Genomic DNA, 17,124 nt, shown 5'->3' on the forward strand with positions numbered 1-17,124 from the left:
TGCTCCCGTTGAACTGCGCAGCAGTTCCTTTTTTGGGGCCGCTTCGCAGCCCAACGGGAGCAAGCTCCCTCGCCACAGGCAAGCCCCCTCGCCACACAAGCCCGCTCCCACAGGGGATTGGTTGCGTACTTGAATCATCTGTTTTTGCGGAGTCCCAGCCCTATGAAGCACAACGTCATCCTTGTCGTGCTCGACGGCCTCAATTACGAAGTCGCGCGCCACGCCATGGGGCATCTGCAGGCTTACGTTGGCGCAGGACGCGCGGCACTCTACAAACTGGAGTGCGAACTGCCGGCCCTGTCCCGACCGCTTTATGAATGCATCCTGACCGGCATTACGCCGATCGACAGCGGCATCGTTCACAACAACGTCTCACGCCTGTCCAACCAGCGCAGCATCTACCATTACGCCACCGACGCGGGCCTTACAACCGCCGCCGCGGCCTATCACTGGGTCAGCGAGTTGTATAACCGCTCGCCATTCGTGGCCGCCCGGGATCGTCATACCGACGACCCCAAACTGCCGATCCAGCATGGTCATTTCTATTGGAGCGACCATTACCCGGACTCGCATCTGTTCGCCGACGCGGAACATCTGCGTCTGTGCCACGCGCCGAACTTTTTACTGGTCCACCCCATGAACATCGACGACGCCGGGCACAAGCACGGCCTCGACACCCCGCAGTATCGCAATAGCGCTCGCTCAGTCGACATCATCCTCGCCGATTACCTGCAAGGCTGGCTCGACGCCGGTTACCAGGTGCTGGTGACGGCTGACCACGGCATGAATAACGACCGTTCGCACAACGGCCTGCTGCCCGAAGAACGCGAAGTGCCGCTGTTCGTCCTTGGCGATGCCTTCAGCTTCAACAAAGACGCCGCACCGAAACAGACCGAAATCTGCGGCACCGTCTGCGAACTGCTGGGCGTGCCCCACGACAAACCTGTGTGCCGGGAGCTGCTCAAGTGAACGCCATGACCCGCGGTAAATGGCTGGCCGTTCTATGCCTGGTGCCCTTCGCGATTTTCTTCTTCGTGTTCCAGATCGCCCCGCTGCTCTGGGTGATGATCAACAGCCTGCAATCGGAAGAGTTTGGCTGGGGCCTGGCCAACTTCAGCAAAATCTTCAACTCGAAGTTCTATTTGCAGGCGATCCAGTACAGCCTCGAGATCAGTTTCTGGTCCAGCGTGTTCGGCATCATCATCGCCGTACTCGGCGCCTATTCCCTGCGCCGGGTCGACTCGAAACTGCGCAACTTCGTCAACGCCTTCGCCAACATGACCAGCAACTTCGCCGGCGTGCCCCTGGCCTTCGCGTTCATCATTTTGCTGGGGTTCAACGGCACCTTCACCATCATGCTGAAACAGGCCGGGATCATTCAGGACTTCAATCTGTACTCGAAAACCGGGCTGATCATTCTCTATACCTACTTCCAGATTCCCTTGGGCGTGCTGCTGCTCTACCCGGCCTTCGATGCCCTGCGCGAAGACTGGCGTGAGTCCGCCGCGTTGCTCGGCGCCAACGGTTGGCAATTCTGGCGGCACATCGGTTTGCCGGTGCTGACCCCGGCGCTGCTGGGCACATTCGTAATCCTGTTGGCCAACGCCCTCGGCGCGTATGCCACGGTCTACGCCCTGACCACCGGCAACTTCAACGTGTTGCCGATCCGCATCGCGGCGATGGTCTCCGGTGACATTTCCCTCGACCCGAACCTGGCCAGCGCCTTGGCCGTGGTGCTGGTGGCGTTGATGACCCTGGTGACCATCGTGCATCAGCTGCTGTTGAAGAGGAGCTACCATGTCTCGCGCTGAACTGGGCCCCGTCGGTGTCTACCACCGCGTCGTGGTGTACTTGCTGTTTGCCATTCTGCTGTTGCCGCTGCTCGGAACCTTGATCTACTCGATCGCCAGCAGTTGGTCTGCGACGATCATGCCCAGCGGTTTTACCTTCAAGTGGTACATCCAGCTGTGGAGCGATCCGCGCTTTCTCAACGCGTTCGGCCAGTCATTGCTGGTCTGTGTCGGCTCGCTGATTCTGTCGGTGGTGCTGATTCTGCCGCTGCTGTTCGTGGTGCATTACCACTTCCCGAAACTCGACGCTTTGATGAACATCCTGATTCTGCTGCCCTTCGCGGTGCCGCCGGTGGTGTCGTCGGTGGGGCTGTTGCAGCTCTACGGTTCGGGGCCGTTCGCGATGGTCGGTACGCCTTGGATTCTGATCGGTTGCTACTTCACCGTGGCGCTGCCGTTCATGTACCGGGCGATCACCAACAACCTGCAAGCGATCAACCTGCGCGACCTGATGGACTCCGCGCAACTGCTCGGTGCCAGCACCTGGCAAGCTGCATTCCTGGTGGTGCTGCCGAACCTGCGCAAAGGTTTGATGGTGGCGTTGCTGTTGTCATTTTCGTTCCTGTTCGGTGAATTCGTGTTCGCCAACATCCTCGTCGGCACCCGCTACGAAACCCTGCAGGTCTACCTCAACAACATGCGCAACAGCAGCGGCCACTTCACCAGCGCGCTGGTGATTTCCTACTTCTTCTTTGTGCTGGTTCTGACCTGGGCTGCCAATATCTTGAACAAGGACAAAAGCGAATGAGCTATGTCAGCGTCCAACATCTACAGAAAAACTACGCAGGCACCACGGTGTTCAGCGACATCAACTGCGAAGTCAAGAAAGGCGAATTCGTCACCCTTCTCGGCCCGTCCGGTTGCGGCAAGTCCACCCTGCTGCGCTGCATTGCCGGCCTGACCTCGGTGGACGGCGGCAAGATTCTGCTGGAGGGTCAGGACCTCGTCCCGCTGAGCCCGCAAAAACGCGGGATCGGCATGGTGTTCCAGAGTTATGCGCTGTTCCCGAACATGACCGTGGAGCAGAACGTCGCTTTCGGCTTGCGCATGCAGAAGGTCAACGCCGACGATAGCCACAAGCGCGTCGCCGAAGTGCTGACACTGGTGGAGCTCAATGACTTCGCCGCCCGTTACCCGCATCAACTGTCCGGTGGCCAGTGCCAGCGTGTCGCCCTGGCTCGCTCGCTGGTGACCCGGCCCCGCTTGTTGTTGCTGGATGAGCCGCTGTCGGCATTGGATGCGCGGATTCGCAAGCACCTGCGCGAACAGATCCGTCAGATCCAGCGCGAACTGGGTCTGACCACGATCTTCGTCACTCACGATCAGGAAGAAGCCCTGACGATGTCTGACCGAATCTTCCTGATGAATCAGGGAAAGATCGTACAAAGCGGCGATGCCGAAACCCTCTACACCGCGCCAGTCGATGTTTTTGCCGCAGGCTTCATCGGCAACTACAACCTGCTGGACGCCGACAGCGCGACGAAACTGCTGCAGAGGCCGATCACCCATCGCATCGCCATTCGTCCGGAGGCTATCGAGTTGAGCCTGAACGGCGAGCTCGACGCGCAGGTCCGCAGCCACAGCCTGTTGGGCAACGTGATTCGCTACCGGGTCGACGCCCGGGGCGTGGAATTGGTGGTGGATGTGCTGAACCGCTCGGCGGCCGACCTGCATCCCGATGGTCAGCGCCTGGCGCTTTCCATCGATCCGACGGCCCTGTGTGAGGTAGCCTGATGACTTTGCTGATGTTGAAGAGAGAACTGCACTAATGGCCCTGGCAATTTTTGATCTGGACGAAACCCTGATCCACGGCGACTGCGCCACCCTCTGGAGCGAGCAAATGGGCCGCCTGGGCTGGGTCGATCCCGAGTCGTTCATGCGTCAGAACAACGAACTGATGGACGCTTACAGCCACGGCAAGTTACAGATGGAGGAGTTCATGACCTTCAGTCTGGAACCGATGATCGGTCGCACGCCGGAAGAGGTCGAGCACCTGGTGGCGCCTTGGGTAGAAGACTTCATCGAGCCGATCATCTTCAGCGACGCCACCAAAGCCATCGCCGCCCATCGCAAGGCCGGCGACCGGATCCTGGTGATCTCCGCCTCGGGCACGCATTTGGTCAGGCCAATTGCCGACCGTCTGGGCATCGACGAAATTCTCGGCATCGAACTGGAAGTGGCGCACGGGGTGTATAGCGGCAATACCGTTGGCACACTGACGTACCGCGAAGGCAAGATCACCCGTTTGCTGGAATGGCTGGATGCCGAAGAGGAAAACCTGGAAGGCGCGAGTTTTTATTCCGACTCACGCAACGATTTGCCGCTGCTGCTGAAGGTAGATTTCCCACACGTGGTGAATCCGGATCCGGTGCTGCTTGAGCACGCCGAAAAGGCCGGTTGGCCGATCCATATCTGGAAGTAACTCAAATCCTGTGGGAGCGGGCTTGCCCGCGATTCAGGCGACGCGGTGTGTCTGTCATACCGCGTCATCGTTCATCGCGGGCAAGCCACGCTCCCACAGGTAAGTGTCACACCAGGCTGTCGTCGATCACCAGCACCAGTTTGCCGGAAACCTTATTGCTCGCCAGCTCCGCAAACGCCGCCTCGGCATCCTTGATCGCAAATGTCCTGGCCAGTTGCGGACTCAAACGCCCTTCGGCAAACAGCGGCCAGACATGCTGGCCAAGATCGCTGAACAAATCGGCCTTGAACTGCTCGTCACGACTGCGCAGGGTCGAACCCAACAATTGCACACGCTTGGCCAACACCTGCGCCAGATCCAGCTGCGCCTCACGCCCGCCCATCAAACCGATCAACACCCAACGACCGTCACGAGCCAGCAGCTTGAGGTTCAACGCCGCGTAATTGCCACCCACCGGGTCGAGGATCACGTCGAACGGCGCAAGATCATTCAAGCTGTCCAGATCACCATTGCGCACTACCCCGCCCTGCGCACCCAACGCTTCACAGTAAGCCAGACGCTCGGCAGAACCGACGCTGACCCAGCACGGGTTACCAAACGCCTTGCACAGCTGAATGGCAGCTGAACCGATTCCACTCGCTCCGGCGTGCAGGAGAACTTTCTCACCCGGTTTGAGCGCAGCCAATTGAAACAAATTCAGCCAAACGGTCGCATACACTTCCGGCAATGCCGCCGCTTCGGCCAGGGACAAACCTTCGGGAACCGGCAACACATGCCGTCCGTCGACAACTACCTCCTCGGCCATCCCACCCCCGGCCAGCAAGGCGCAAACCCGATCACCCACCTGCCAGGAAGAGCCCGGACCGACCTCGCTGATCACCCCCGAACACTCAAGACCCAGTACTTGACTGGCCCCCGGCGGTGGCGGGTAAAGTCCTGCTTTCTGTAACAAATCGGCGCGATTGAGTCCCGCTGCCGCCACTCGGATGCGAACTTGTCCTACATCGCACGTAGGACTCGGCTCTTCAACCCACTCCACTCGCCCCTCAACGCCTTGCAATGCTTTCACAGTGCCTCCATAGTGAGTCTGGACTGAGCCCGTAGCTGTAGCGCCGGGCTTTTTGCATTATGCGACCGGTCCTTGTGGATCCGGCGACTTCAAAGACGGCCTAATATGCGTTATCAATTGTCCCCGCGTCGAATCAGCATGAAGCATCTGCTCCCCAGCACCGCCCTCGCTCTTGTCATTGGTCTCGGCCTTTTGCCGATGTCGAGCAATTCGTTCGCAGCCAACAGCTGGGACAAGCTTCAGCCCGATCGTGATGAAGTAATCGCCAGTCTGAACGTCGTCGAATTGCTCAAGCGTCATCATTACAGCAAGCCACCGCTCGACGATGCACGCTCCGTGATCATCTACGACAGCTACCTCAAGCTGCTGGACCCATCGCGCAGCTACTTCATGGCCAGCGATATTGCCGAATTCGACAAATGGAAAACCCAGTTTGACGACTTCCTCAAAAGCGGCGACCTGAACGCCGGTTTCACCATCTACAAGCGCTACCTGGACCGCGTCAAGGCGCGTCTGGACTTTGCCCTTGCCGAGCTGAACAAGGGTGTCGACAAGATCGACTTCACCGCCAAGGAAACCTTGCTGGTCGATCGCAAGGATGCCCCTTGGCTCAAGACCAACGCAGAACTGGATGACCTGTGGCGCAAACGCGTCAAGGACGAAGTGCTGCGGATGAAGATCTCCGGCAAAGAGTCGAAGCAGATTCAGGAAACCCTGACCAAGCGTTACAAGAATCAGCTGACGCGTCTGGACCAGACCCGTGCGGAAGACATCTTCCAGGCATACATCAACACCTTCGCCATGTCCTATGACCCGCACACCAATTATCTGTCGCCGGATAACGCGGAAAACTTCGACATCAACATGAGCCTGTCCCTTGAGGGCATCGGCGCCGTGCTGCAGAGCGATAACGATCAAGTGAAAGTCGTGCGCCTGGTGCCTGCCGGCCCGGCCGACAAAACCAAGCAGGTTGCACCGGCCGACAAGATCATCGGCGTGGCCCAAGGCAACAAAGAGATGGTCGACGTGGTCGGCTGGCGCCTGGACGAAGTGGTCAAACTGATTCGCGGTCCAAAAGGCACCGTGGTGCGCCTGGAAGTGATTCCGGCCAGCAACGCGCCGAACGACCAGACCACCAAAATCGTGCCGATCACCCGCGAAGCGGTGAAGCTTGAAGACCAGGCGGTGAAGAAGTCGGTCCTCAACCTCAAGCAGGATGGCAAGGACTACAAGCTCGGCGTCATCGAGATCCCGGCCTTCTACCTGGACTTCAAGGCCTTCCGTGCCGGCGATCCGGACTACAAGAGCACCACCCGCGACGTCAAGAAGCTGCTGACCGAGCTACAGAAAGACAAGGTCGACGGCGTGGTCATCGACCTGCGCAACAACGGCGGCGGTTCCTTGCAAGAGGCCACCGAGCTGACCAGTCTGTTCATCGACAAAGGTCCGACCGTACTGGTGCGTAACGCCGACGGCCGGGTCGATGTACTGGAAGACGAAAACCCGGGCGCGTTCTACAAAGGCCCGATGGCGTTGCTGGTCAACCGTTTGTCCGCCTCGGCTTCGGAGATTTTCGCCGGTGCCATGCAGGACTACCACCGCGCACTGATCATCGGCGGCCAGACCTTCGGCAAAGGCACCGTGCAGACCATTCAGCCGCTGAACCATGGCGAACTGAAACTGACCCTGGCCAAGTTCTACCGGGTTTCCGGTCAGAGCACCCAGCATCAGGGCGTACTGCCGGACATCGATTACCCGTCGATCATCGACACCAAGGAAATCGGCGAAAGCGCCCTGCCGGAAGCCATGCCATGGGACACCATTCGTGCGGCCATCAAGCCTGCGCTTGACCCCTTCAAACCGTACATCACGCAGCTCAAGTCCGAGCATGACGTACGCACGGCCAAAGACGCGGAGTTCGTGTTCATCCGCGACAAACTGGCCCTGGCGCAGAAGTTGATGAGCGAAAAAACAGTCAGCCTCAATGAAGCCGACCGTCGCGCACAACATGCCGATATCGAAGCCAAACAACTTGTCATGGAAAACATCCGTCGCAAGGCCAAGGGCGAAGAGCCGCTCAAAGAATTGAAGAAAGAAGACGAGGATGCCATCGCGGCCGAGCAGGACAAGACCAAACCAGAAGACGATGCTTATCTGAGCGAGACCGGGCGGATTCTGCTGGATTACTTGAAACTCAACACCGCGGTTGCCAAGCACTAGGTTGTTACAATCTGGATGATGGCAATTTAATACTGACGCTCCCCGGAGCGTCATCAAACAGTCATCATTCTGTCGTGAAATAAAGGACTGAGTGCACATTGCACTCGGTCCTTTTTTTATCGCCAGAGAACGCCATGACCACAACCGAACAGCTGAGTGCCTTGAGCTCAATACTGACTCAAAGCGGTTTGCACAGCCTGTTCCAGCCGATCATTTCCCTCTCTGAACGACGTATCATCGGTTACGAGGCCCTCAGCCGTGGCCCCTCCAACAGTCCACTGCACTCCCCCGTTGCCCTGTTCGCGATAGCTCGCCAGGCCGGTCGCCTCAGCGAACTGGAGATCGCTTGCCGTCAAAGCGCTTGCCGCCGTTTCAATGAACAGCAACTGCCCGGCAAACTCTTCCTCAATGTGTCCCCGGAATCCCTGCTCGAAGCCGCCCACCAACCCGGCCGCACTTTGCAACTGCTGCAGGATTTCGGCATACCACCGAGCCAGGTGGTGATCGAACTCACCGAACAGACCCCGACCGATGATTTCCAGTTGTTGCAAACCGCCCTGCATCACTATCGGGCAATGGGGTTTTCCATTGCATTGGACGATCTGGGGGCCGGTTATTCGAGCTTGCGGCTCTGGTCCGAATTGCGCCCGGATTACGTCAAGATCGATCGGCACTTTATCGACGGCATTCACCAGGACGCGCTCAAGCGTGAGTTCGTCGGCTCGATCCTGCAGATTGCCAAGGCGTCGCGGGCAAAAGTGATCGCCGAAGGCATCGAATTGCCGGAAGAACTGGCGGTGTTGACTGAGATGGGCGTCGATCTGCTGCAAGGCTATCTGCTTTGCCGCCCCCAAGAACATCCGCCCCACGATGCCCGAACGTTCATACCCAAACCAAACAGCGTCGCCGCGATACTGAGCGAGGAAGTCAGTGACCTCAGTGCCCTGCTCAACGACCAACCGGCGGTGACCAGCGACACCCCGACCGCCACCGTACTGGAAGCCTTCCGCCGCCAGGCCAACCTGAACTCCCTGGCGGTGCTCGACGAACAGGGTCAGCCCTGCGGCATCGTCCACCGTCATTCGCTCTCGGACGCCCTGCTCAAGCCCTTTGCCACCGACCTGTTCGCCCGTAAGCCCATCAGCCGCTTGATGAGCGACGACTTCCTCGCCGTGGAGCTGAGCCAATCGCTGCAACAGGTCAGCCGCCTGATCACCAGCCGCGCCCGCCAGCGCATCGAAGAGGATTTCATCATCACCCTCAACGGCAGCTATCTGGGACTGGGCCGAGTGATCGACGTGCTCAAGCTGATTACCGAACTGAAAATCCAGCAAGCGCGCTACGCTAACCCGCTGACCCTGCTACCGGGCAACGTGCCGATCCAGCAATGCCTGACACGGCTGCTGCAACAGGAACGGGAATCGGTGATCTGCTACGTGGATATCGACAGCTTCAAACCCTTCAACGACATCTACGGCTACGGTCGCGGGGATGAAGTCCTACTGTGCCTGGCGCAATGCCTGAACGATCGCGTCGACCCTTCCCGCGACTTCGTCGGCCATATCGGCGGCGACGACTTCCTGCTGGTACTCGGCCCGGAAGACTGGCGCAAACGCCTGAATCAACTGCTGGACGACTTCCACAGCCAATGCCGACGCTTTTATCGCAGCGAACACCTGGAAGCCGGCTGCTTCATCGCCCCCAACCGCCAGGGCGTAAGGCAAGAGTTTCCGTTGTTGTCACTGTCCATCGGCGTGGTGCATTTGCATCCACAGGCCTGCGAACAACTCGATGCGAGCCAGTTGGCAGAGATGGCATCACAGGCCAAGCATCACGCGAAGAATGTGCCGGGGTATAGCGTGCATGTGATTGATAGTCTGGCGGTGTCCGGACCTGAAGAAGAACTGCTCATTGGGCATCGCTGATTGATCTGACGCCTTCGCGGGCAAGCCTCGCTCCCACAGGTTTTGTGTCGTACGCAATATTCACAAACGACACAAAACCTGTGGGAGCGAGGCTTGCCCGCGAAGAGGCCCGCTCAGTCGCCGCAAATTTCCAGGACTAATCCGTCACTAGACATCGCCTGAAGGCCGAGCCCGCAACCGCCGCCCAATCACATCCAGCACATCACACCCATCGCGCAATGGAATGGCGCAGAGCAAGGCAAAGTCGCTAAGTATCATCGAGTCGCACTCGACTGAACCACGCATGGACAGGTTTTCGAGTACCTGGGTGACGGCGCAAATTCGATAGTTGGCAGCGTCATACAAAACATCGAGCGGCGCGTGGGTATCGACGAACAGCGTGGGCATGTCGTTGCAGTTGCTGGTGAGCGCCATGAAGCGGCTCTTGGGGTGGGGAATTGGTTTTTCTTAGGGTGGATCAGGGGTAATTGCTGTCATTGTTTGATTCCTAACGTATGGATTGGAGCCGCCAGAAATCACTTCCACGCAATAGGTGGCGGCTGTACGCAGGTGTGGAAGACCAGGACGTTAGGCACCTGGCGCACTCGAAAGCGCCCCGCGCACAGCCACCATAAAACTCAGACGATAAAAAACGCCGAACTGGTGGCGCTTGATGCGCCTAACGATAGAAGGGCTTCCACGCCCTGTCACTGAATTTGCAGTGACAACCCCAAGACTATCGATGGAGCGCATCGCGCACCAGTTCATGCAAACCGCTACAACTTGAAGGAAATCTCCGATGGATCTGCCCGGTAATAAACGCGCGAGACTTTGCGGGGGATCAATCAGGAAAGAAGTCAGGAAAGGATGATGTGGATGTAGGCCGATTCTCTTAATGGCCACTCCATCAATCAACAAGCAGGCAAAAACGCAAACGTGGCGAGAGGTTTCCCTCTCACCACGTTAATTTGTCAGACACACAATTATTTAATCCGCAGAACCACGAGACGCCAATTCTTTCAATTTGAGCTCGGCCAGCGGATGCCCGGCCTTCGCCGCCATTTCCCACCAGCGAGCCGCTTCCACCGGATTCGGCGCCTTGCTCGCCGTCCCCGCCAGGCTGATCACACCAACCTGATACGCCGCCTTGCCATCCCCCGCCAACGCGGCCAGGCGCAGTAATCGCACCCCCTCCTCGCGTGCCCCAAGACCGACGCCGCGAAAGGTCAGAATGTGGCCATAGAAGCTCTGGGCGCCGACATCACCCAGGTTCGCCATGCGGGCGAACTGGCCCTCGAGCCAACGCCAGCCTCGCGGCTGACGCACAAACCACGACCAGTGGAACAACCGGCGGGCCAGCCAGTAACTGGCCCGCGCCTTGAGTCTTAAAAACACTCAGGCTTCCGCCGACTCGGGGTACTCGTATTCGAACACCCGCACCACTTCCGAGGCATGCCAGGACGCGGCAGCCACGCCATCGGACGGACCGGAGAAGCGCCCGAGGCGCTCGACACATTCGAAGAAGCCGGTGCGCGGCAAGCGACTCGCGCCCTGGCTGATCACCAACGAGCTGCGCAACGGCTGCTCGGCTCTGGCATCCAGCGCCGCCAGGTGCTCAAGGGCAGCGGTCAAGGTTTGCATGGCCGGCGTGGGTAGCTGCAAACGCTCCAGCAACGCCCGATAAGTCAAAAGATGGCGCTGACGACGCGCCTGATCCAGCTCCCCCAACAATCCGTCCCAATGTTGACGACTGATGCGTACGCTCACGATTCATCCCTCCATCCTGGCACCGTCAATTCCCAGGCGAGGCTGCGGCGAATAGCAGCGTCGGGTTGACGCTCACCGCTTTCGATCAAGGCGAGATATGACGGGCTGATGCCTACCGTGCGGGCCAGCGCCTCAATGGCGATGCCCTTCCCTTCGCGCAAATTGCGTAGTTGATCCAGACCCGGAAGAATCTGGTCTGGTGCCGCCGCGGGAGGCACTGTGGCGTCGCGCGGTGGTTGTTGCTTGATGCCTGCTGCTTTCAGTAGAGCCTGATACTGAGCCCATGGCAGAACCGCATATTCGGGTTCGCCTTCGCGTGTAATTATCTGAATATCCATGACTACCCCGTAGGACAACGACACTTAGCGAGTCGGCGCTTTTCCCTAGAAGTGTAATCCTAACAGCGGCCAAGGTCGCGGGGGTATGAATATGGATGATCCTGAATCGGTTCAGGTTTTTTTCGGGCCCTGAAGTTGCAGTTGTTCCGGGGTATCGGGCAGGCGTTCGACCACTGCGAGCTTTTCCGGCAACTGACGCTTGCGCCAGGCACGGAAGGCATTGAGTTCGTCATCGAGAACTTTCATCAACCAGGCCAGCACGGCAATGTCGTCGAGCATGCCGAATACCGGGATGAAATCCGGGATTGCATCCACCGGGCTCAGGAAATACATCAGGCCAGCCACCACCGAGACCAGTGCTTTGGGGCTGATGGCCCGGTACTCGCCACGCCAGTAGGCCAGGCAGAGTGCCTGCAACAGACGCAGATCATCTTTGAGTTTACCCAGGCGATTGCCCTGGCTCGCGCCTTTGCTGGCAACAGCGAACAGCAGGGTCGGCAAACGACCACGGGCGAGCAGGCGTCCGGCCAGAGGCAGGAAACGAGCGAAATTCCAGGGCGTTTTCATTTGTTCCTCCCGCTGAAATGTTATCCACACAAATTGTGGATAACCTTGTGAACAGAGCTGCATTTCATCGCTGAAAGCCCCGTTTCATAAGGGCCTGACTCAGATCGGGCGTTTTTTACTCACATAAAAAAACCCAAGAATTCATTGACTTGGCGCCTCGGTCCGTCTAGCCAAACGCTCTCACTGGCTATGACTCCAGCGTACCGCATCCGTTCGCTTTGTTTACCTCCCCTGAACCCCAGATGCAACAACGCCCCGCATAAGCGAGGCGTTGTTTTTCGAGCAGACGCGAATTACTTGGTGGCGTCTTGTTTTGCTGGATCCTTGATGGCCAGCAGCTCCAGGTCGAATACCAGCACCGAGTTGGCTGGAATCGCCGGGCTTGGGCTTTGGGCGCCGTAAGCCAGTTCGCTAGGGATGTACAGTTTGTACTTCTCGCCAACGTGCATCAGTTGCAGGCCTTCGACCCAACCCGGAATCACACCGCTGACCGGCAGATCGATCGGGCTGCCACGCTCGACGGAACTGTCGAAAACGGTGCCGTTGGTCAATTTACCGGTGTAGTGAACAGTCACTACGTCGGTTGGCTTAGGCTGAGCGCCGTCGGCTTTCTTGACCACTTCGTATTGCAGGCCGGAAGCCGTGGTGGTGACACCCGCTTTCTTGCCGTTTTCTTCAAGGAACTTCTTGCCGGCGGCTGCCGACTCTTCGCTCATCTTGGCCAAACGCTCTTCAGCACGCTTTTGCAGTGCGGCGAAGGCTTCAACCAGCTCTTCATCTTTCAGCTTCTGTTCTTTCTTGCCGACGGCATCTTCGATGCCCTGGGCTACCGCTTTGGAATCCAGGTCATCCATGCCTTCCTGAGCAAGACTTTTGCCCATGTTCAGGCCGATACCGTAGGAAGCTTTTTGCGCCGGGGTTTTCAGCTCTACGCTGGTCTGCGAATCACAACCCGCAAGTACCAGGCCAACCAGGGCCACCGCCGCCGCCAACCGATGCTGTTTCATGCTATTTCCTTGTTCATGCGCCTAAAGGGCAATCGAGTAAAGCCGCGAGCTTATCAGGCCGCCACGACCAATGGCTACCGGCATGAGAGCAGGAAACGTCTGATAAGTTCAGGTGTTTAAACGCATTTCGGCCATAGAAGGATGAAGCTTCTGTCATTTGGCTCTTACAGACTTAGGGGCAGGTTCTCACAGCCTCTGGCGTAATGGCCTCTTGCCGCACCTCGTCCGCTGAGGCATAAGAGAGCTACAAATTGACAAGGACGTTTATCTTGCGCCACATATTCCGCTTGCTGATTCTGATCGCAGTATTACTGGGGCTAGGCCTCGCCATAGTGCTGTATTACGTCGCCAACCCGAAACTACCGACTTGGTCACCGGCGCAACAGGTGAATTACCTGGAGCAATGGAGTGCCGCCGACCGACAGGCTTACTACTTCACACCTCAAGGTACCCAGGTCAAAGGCTTGCGCTATGACTGGTTCAACGCCCTGGAACTGCCCTTTTCGCAAAAACGATTCGCCGCTCCTGAATACCTCGCACGCTTTGGTTTTCTGATCGACCCGAGCCAGAAAGCCACGCCGAACAATCCCGGTAACCTGCCCGTCGGTTTTGCCCGTCATCAAAACCCCGGCAGCCAGGACGAGTTTCTGGACATCACCTGCGCCGCCTGCCACACCGGCGAATTGCGCTTCAATGGCCAAGCCGTGCGCATCGACGGCGGCTCGGCCCAGCATGTGTTGCCATCCAGCGTTCCTACCCTGCGTGGCGGCAGTTTCGGCCAGGCACTGGTGGCCAGCCTCGCCTCGACTTACTACAACCCCTGGAAATTCGAACGTTTCGCACGCAGCGTTCTGGGTCAGGACTACGACGCACGGCATCAACAACTACGCCAGGATTTTAAAGTCTCACTCGATACCTTCTTGAAAGTGGCCTGGAACGACACCCACCGCGGCCTCTACCCCACCGAAGAAGGCCCCGGCCGCACCGATGCCTTCGGGCGTATTGCCAACGCCAGCTTCGGCGACGCGATTTCACCCGCCAACTACCGCGTGGCCAACGCACCGGTGGACTACCCGCAACTGTGGGACATGTGGACCTTCGACTGGGTGCAGTGGAACGGTTCGGCGCAGCAACCGATGGCCCGTAATATCGGTGAGGCCTTGGGTGTGGGTGCCACGCTGAACTTCTTCGACAGCAGCGGGCAGCCGCTCAAGGGCGACGACCGCTACCCGTCCAGCGTCCGGGTGCGCGATCTGCACCGGATCGAACAAACCCTGCAACGACTCAAACCGCCTGCCTGGCCGGAAGCCCTGCTGGGCAACATCGACAAGCCCCTGGCCGCAAAAGGCCGCGAACTATTCGCTGAAAACTGCGCCGGGTGCCATGTACCCCGCGTCACCCAAAGCGACGGCAGACCAGTGCATCATCTGAAATTACTGCCTGTGGAGGTGATTGGCACAGACGCCGGCGCCGCCAACAATATTGCTGATCACCGCTTCGATCTGACAGCCTTGCAGTGGGATCCGGCAGAGCTTGCGCAACTGGACGTACAACTGCATCCCAAACCCACAGAACCATTGGATATGAGCCAGTTGTCCGTGGCCAAGGGACTGGCTTACGTCACTGCTTTCGTGAGCAACCAGGCCTACCGCGAAGCCAATGTGACACCCGCAGAGCGCCCGAACCTGGACGGATTCGGCCTGCCGATCGGCGTTCAGGAGTTGCGTAGCTACAAAGCTCGACCACTGGCGGGCGTCTGGGCCACGCCGCCGTTTCTGCACAACGGTTCGGTACCAAGTATTTATCAACTGCTCTCGCCCCAGGATGAACGCGCGACCACGTTCTACAAGGGCACCTTCGAATACGACCCCAAACATTTGGGTTATCGCACCGAAGTCTTCACCAACGGTTTTGTGTTCGATACGCGCGTCACTGGTAATCACAACAGCGGCCACGAGTTCCGCGCAGGCGAGCGCGGCAACGGCGTCATTGGTCGCCTGCTGCAACCGGAGGAACGCTGGGCACTGTTGGAATACCTGAAAGTATTGGGTGGCCCGATGGAGTCGCAATTGCCAGACCGCCGCCTCAGTCAAAAGGATTGACCCATGCTGATCACTCTCTGGTTGCGCCTTGGCGTTTTCCTCGGCAAAACCCTGCTGTGGTTGCTGGGCCTGGGTTTGCTCGGCTGGGCGCTGATCATGGCTTGGTCCGCCTGGCAGCATCGCGGCCCGGTATCGGCTGAAGAGTTGATTCCGGACGGCGAAGCGGCAATGACCCAGGACATCATCCAGACGGCCGTGCGTATCGTCGATCAACACCGCGAAAGTACCCGCTACCTGCGCGATGCCCATGCCAAAGCCCATGGCTGCGTGAAGGCCGAGGTTCAGGTGCTGCCGGATCTGGCGGTGGCATTACGTCAAGGGGTGTTCAGTGAACCCGGCAAAACCTGGCAAGCGACGATGCGGCTGTCCAATGGCAATGCGTATCCGCAGTTCGACAGCATCCGCGATGCCCGGGGCATGGCGATCAAACTGTTCGATGTGCCTGGTAAACAGTTGCTGGGTGACCGACAAGGACGCAGCGAACAGGATTTCGTGATGTTCAACCACCCGAATTTCTTTGTCAGCGATGTCGCCGAGTATCGTCAGAATGTGGCCGCTCAGGCTGATGGCAAAAAGGTAATGGCGTTCTTCCCGGGTTGGGATCCGCGCACCTGGCAGGTTCGCCATCTGTTTATCGCGCTGGCGACGCTCTCCCCTGCCCCGACAAGCCCGACGCAGACCACTTACTTTTCGGTTTCGCCGTACAAGTTTGGTGAAGCCAACGCAAAATTCCGGGTGATGCCGGATCCTGATAGCTGCCCGGTCTACGCGCTGCCCACGCAAAATCAAAACCTGCCGAACTTTCTGCGCAGTGCGCTGAACCAGCAGCTGTCGACCGATCGGGTACCGGCGTGTTTCGTCTTGCAGATCCAGCGCCAGGATGCGGGCAGGTACATGCCGATCGAAGACACCAGTATCGAGTGGAGCGAAAGCGACGCGCCCTTCGAAACCGTGGCCAGGATCAAACTGCCCGCCCAGGATTTCGACACCCCGGCGCTGAACCTGCAATGCGACAACCAGTCGTTCAACCCATGGTTCGGTCTTGAAGCCCATAGGCCGATTGGTGGGATCAACCGGTTGCGCAAAGCGGTGTACGAGGCCGTCAGCGACTACCGGCACAGTCGTAATGCCGAATAATAGGCAAGGCAGAAACGAAAAAAGCGACCTGTTCGGGTAGTGCCAGTCAGTTAAGCAAAATCCCTGTGGGAGCGGGCTTGCCCGCGATGATGGCAGCACATTCACCATTGATGTGTCAGACAGGTCGCTATCGCGGGCAAGCCCGCTCCCACAGGTTCTGCGCTTAACTGAATGGCATTGACCTGTTCGGGTCGCTTTTTCAGTGGATCCAGCACAAAGCCAAATCCCAGACAGCAAAAAGCCCGCATTAAGCGGGCTTTCTGTGGTGATCTGGCGTTCAGCGTTCCAGATACCGAATATGGCGCAGCGGACGGGACTCGAACCCGCGACCCCCGGCGTGACAGGCCGGTATTCTAACCGACTGAACTACCGCTGCGTATCGCTTTGGACTTTCGCCCAAGTAACTCGTCTGACTGGAAAGCTTCGAGGCTTTTCAATCTCGAGACAGGTAAACCTGACTCGGAAAATATGGCGCAGCGGACGGGACTCGAACCCGCGACCCCCGGCGTGACAGGCCGGTATTCTAACCGACTGAACTACCGCTGCGCGTAGCGTTGAAAGTAAGTGGTGGGTGATGACGGGATCGAACCGCCGACATTCTGCTTGTAAGGCAGACGCTCTCCCAGCTGAGCTAATCACCCGTTTGCATCTCCGAGGCCGCGAAATTTACGCAGGTACCGAAGCTAAGTCAATACCCCGCTTGAAGTTTTTCTGAAAAAGACAAAATTGTGTCCTTCCCAA

At 58.4% G+C, this 17,124-nt stretch carries 16 protein-coding genes and 3 tRNA genes; 9 read left to right on the plus strand and 10 right to left on the minus strand.

The genetic code is table 11. The features are described from left to right. Positions 1 to 162: 162 nt before the first annotated feature. The 5 genes from ACZ3HH_RS13810 to ACZ3HH_RS13830 are packed head-to-tail and all read left to right on the plus strand — an operon-like array spanning position 163 to position 4,272. Positions 163 to 969, plus strand: a complete 807-nt coding sequence (locus tag ACZ3HH_RS13810) for an alkaline phosphatase family protein (protein ID WP_465805369.1) — start codon at positions 163 to 165, stop codon at positions 967 to 969. Positions 970 to 974: 5 nt separating this feature from the next. Continuing rightward, complete coding sequence (locus tag ACZ3HH_RS13815; protein ID WP_185047203.1) at positions 975 to 1,811, plus strand: ABC transporter permease; 837 nt, start codon at positions 975 to 977, stop codon at positions 1,809 to 1,811. Then, positions 1,798 to 2,598, plus strand: coding sequence for an ABC transporter permease (locus ACZ3HH_RS13820; RefSeq protein WP_465805371.1), 801 nt, complete (start codon positions 1,798 to 1,800; stop codon positions 2,596 to 2,598). The genes ACZ3HH_RS13815 and ACZ3HH_RS13820 overlap by 14 nt, the downstream gene beginning before the upstream one ends. Beyond that, the gene (locus ACZ3HH_RS13825; protein ID WP_465805373.1) at positions 2,595 to 3,584 is read left to right on the plus strand and encodes an ABC transporter ATP-binding protein; all 990 of its coding nucleotides are present in this window, start codon (positions 2,595 to 2,597) and stop codon (positions 3,582 to 3,584) included. The genes ACZ3HH_RS13820 and ACZ3HH_RS13825 overlap by 4 nt, the downstream gene beginning before the upstream one ends. A 34-nt stretch (positions 3,585 to 3,618) precedes the next feature. After that, positions 3,619 to 4,272 carry an HAD family hydrolase gene (locus tag ACZ3HH_RS13830; RefSeq protein ID WP_465805375.1) on the plus strand — a complete coding sequence of 218 codons (654 nt, stop codon included), beginning with the start codon at positions 3,619 to 3,621 and terminating at the stop codon, positions 4,270 to 4,272. Between the two features lie 106 nt (positions 4,273 to 4,378). On the opposite strand, the gene ACZ3HH_RS13835 is transcribed toward ACZ3HH_RS13830, so the two are convergent. Then, entirely contained in the window at positions 4,379 to 5,341 is a 963-nt protein-coding gene (locus ACZ3HH_RS13835; RefSeq protein WP_465805377.1) for a zinc-binding dehydrogenase, read from the minus strand. A 138-nt stretch (positions 5,342 to 5,479) separates the two neighbouring features. Here ACZ3HH_RS13835 and ACZ3HH_RS13840 point away from each other — a divergent pair, with 138 nt between their 5' ends. Both ACZ3HH_RS13840 and ACZ3HH_RS13845 read left to right on the plus strand, forming a co-directional pair. Continuing rightward, complete coding sequence (locus ACZ3HH_RS13840) at positions 5,480 to 7,561, plus strand: carboxy terminal-processing peptidase (protein ID WP_465805378.1); 2,082 nt, start codon at positions 5,480 to 5,482, stop codon at positions 7,559 to 7,561. A gap of 134 nt (positions 7,562 to 7,695) precedes the next feature. Beyond that, positions 7,696 to 9,486, plus strand: a complete 1,791-nt coding sequence (locus ACZ3HH_RS13845; RefSeq protein ID WP_465805380.1) for a bifunctional diguanylate cyclase/phosphodiesterase — start codon at positions 7,696 to 7,698, stop codon at positions 9,484 to 9,486. A gap of 147 nt (positions 9,487 to 9,633) precedes the next feature. On the opposite strand, the gene ACZ3HH_RS13850 is transcribed toward ACZ3HH_RS13845, so the two are convergent. From ACZ3HH_RS13850 to ACZ3HH_RS13875, 6 genes are all read right to left on the minus strand, one after another. Beyond that, positions 9,634 to 9,924 (minus strand): hypothetical protein, encoded by a 291-nt coding sequence (locus tag ACZ3HH_RS13850; protein WP_465805685.1) that lies wholly within the window; start codon positions 9,922 to 9,924, stop codon positions 9,634 to 9,636. Positions 9,925 to 10,452: 528 nt separating this feature from the next. Next, complete coding sequence (locus ACZ3HH_RS13855; protein WP_465805382.1) at positions 10,453 to 10,860, minus strand: SEL1-like repeat protein; 408 nt, start codon at positions 10,858 to 10,860, stop codon at positions 10,453 to 10,455. Then, positions 10,861 to 11,232 (minus strand): hypothetical protein, encoded by a 372-nt coding sequence (locus ACZ3HH_RS13860; RefSeq protein ID WP_007898892.1) that lies wholly within the window; start codon positions 11,230 to 11,232, stop codon positions 10,861 to 10,863. Further along, on the minus strand, positions 11,229 to 11,570 hold the full coding sequence (locus tag ACZ3HH_RS13865) for a helix-turn-helix domain-containing protein (protein WP_030131674.1): 342 nt from the start codon (positions 11,568 to 11,570) through the stop codon (positions 11,229 to 11,231). Before ACZ3HH_RS13865 ends, ACZ3HH_RS13860 begins: the two co-directional genes overlap by 4 nt. A gap of 111 nt (positions 11,571 to 11,681) precedes the next feature. After that, positions 11,682 to 12,137 carry a YkvA family protein gene (locus ACZ3HH_RS13870; RefSeq protein ID WP_123496210.1) on the minus strand — a complete coding sequence of 152 codons (456 nt, stop codon included), beginning with the start codon at positions 12,135 to 12,137 and terminating at the stop codon, positions 11,682 to 11,684. Between the two features lie 293 nt (positions 12,138 to 12,430). Beyond that, complete coding sequence (locus ACZ3HH_RS13875; protein WP_123720773.1) at positions 12,431 to 13,144, minus strand: FKBP-type peptidyl-prolyl cis-trans isomerase; 714 nt, start codon at positions 13,142 to 13,144, stop codon at positions 12,431 to 12,433. A gap of 269 nt (positions 13,145 to 13,413) precedes the next feature. Here ACZ3HH_RS13875 and ACZ3HH_RS13880 point away from each other — a divergent pair, with 269 nt between their 5' ends. Both ACZ3HH_RS13880 and ACZ3HH_RS13885 read left to right on the plus strand, forming a co-directional pair. Then, a complete protein-coding gene (locus ACZ3HH_RS13880; RefSeq protein ID WP_465805387.1) occupies positions 13,414 to 15,246 on the plus strand; it encodes a di-heme-cytochrome C peroxidase in 1,833 nt (610 codons plus the stop codon). 3 nt (positions 15,247 to 15,249) lie between these two features. Further along, entirely contained in the window at positions 15,250 to 16,383 is a 1,134-nt protein-coding gene (locus ACZ3HH_RS13885) for a catalase family protein (protein ID WP_465805388.1), read from the plus strand. 299 nt (positions 16,384 to 16,682) lie between these two features. Here ACZ3HH_RS13885 and ACZ3HH_RS13890 read toward each other — a convergent pair. The 3 genes from ACZ3HH_RS13890 to ACZ3HH_RS13900 all read right to left on the minus strand — a co-directional run bounded on the left by ACZ3HH_RS13890 (position 16,683) and on the right by ACZ3HH_RS13900 (position 17,024). Further along, positions 16,683 to 16,759, minus strand: a tRNA-Asp gene (locus tag ACZ3HH_RS13890). A gap of 93 nt (positions 16,760 to 16,852) precedes the next feature. Then, positions 16,853 to 16,929, minus strand: a tRNA-Asp gene (locus ACZ3HH_RS13895). 19 nt (positions 16,930 to 16,948) lie between these two features. Continuing rightward, positions 16,949 to 17,024 (minus strand) — tRNA-Val (locus tag ACZ3HH_RS13900). Positions 17,025 to 17,124: the final 100 nt, after the last annotated feature.

It is taken from the genome of Pseudomonas sp. PME37.24/025 (genome assembly GCF_055556615.1).

Bases quoted from the DNA above. Each gene is read 5' to 3' on its own strand.
- ACZ3HH_RS13810 (WP_465805369.1), top strand. From the start codon at position 163: ATGAAGCACAACGTCATCCTTGTCGTGCTCGACGGCCTCAATTACGAA.
- ACZ3HH_RS13815 (WP_185047203.1), top strand. From the start codon at position 975: ATGACCCGCGGTAAATGGCTGGCCGTTCTATGCCTGGTGCCCTTCGCG.
- ACZ3HH_RS13875 (WP_123720773.1), bottom strand. From the start codon at position 13,144: ATGAAACAGCATCGGTTGGCGGCGGCGGTGGCCCTGGTTGGCCTGGTA.
- ACZ3HH_RS13825 (WP_465805373.1), top strand. From the start codon at position 2,595: ATGAGCTATGTCAGCGTCCAACATCTACAGAAAAACTACGCAGGCACC.
- ACZ3HH_RS13870 (WP_123496210.1), bottom strand. From the start codon at position 12,137: ATGAAAACGCCCTGGAATTTCGCTCGTTTCCTGCCTCTGGCCGGACGC.
- ACZ3HH_RS13845 (WP_465805380.1), top strand. From the start codon at position 7,696: ATGACCACAACCGAACAGCTGAGTGCCTTGAGCTCAATACTGACTCAA.
- ACZ3HH_RS13885 (WP_465805388.1), top strand. From the start codon at position 15,250: ATGCTGATCACTCTCTGGTTGCGCCTTGGCGTTTTCCTCGGCAAAACC.
- ACZ3HH_RS13830 (WP_465805375.1), top strand. From the start codon at position 3,619: ATGGCCCTGGCAATTTTTGATCTGGACGAAACCCTGATCCACGGCGAC.
- ACZ3HH_RS13840 (WP_465805378.1), top strand. From the start codon at position 5,480: ATGAAGCATCTGCTCCCCAGCACCGCCCTCGCTCTTGTCATTGGTCTC.
- ACZ3HH_RS13865 (WP_030131674.1), bottom strand. From the start codon at position 11,570: ATGGATATTCAGATAATTACACGCGAAGGCGAACCCGAATATGCGGTT.
- ACZ3HH_RS13820 (WP_465805371.1), top strand. From the start codon at position 1,798: ATGTCTCGCGCTGAACTGGGCCCCGTCGGTGTCTACCACCGCGTCGTG.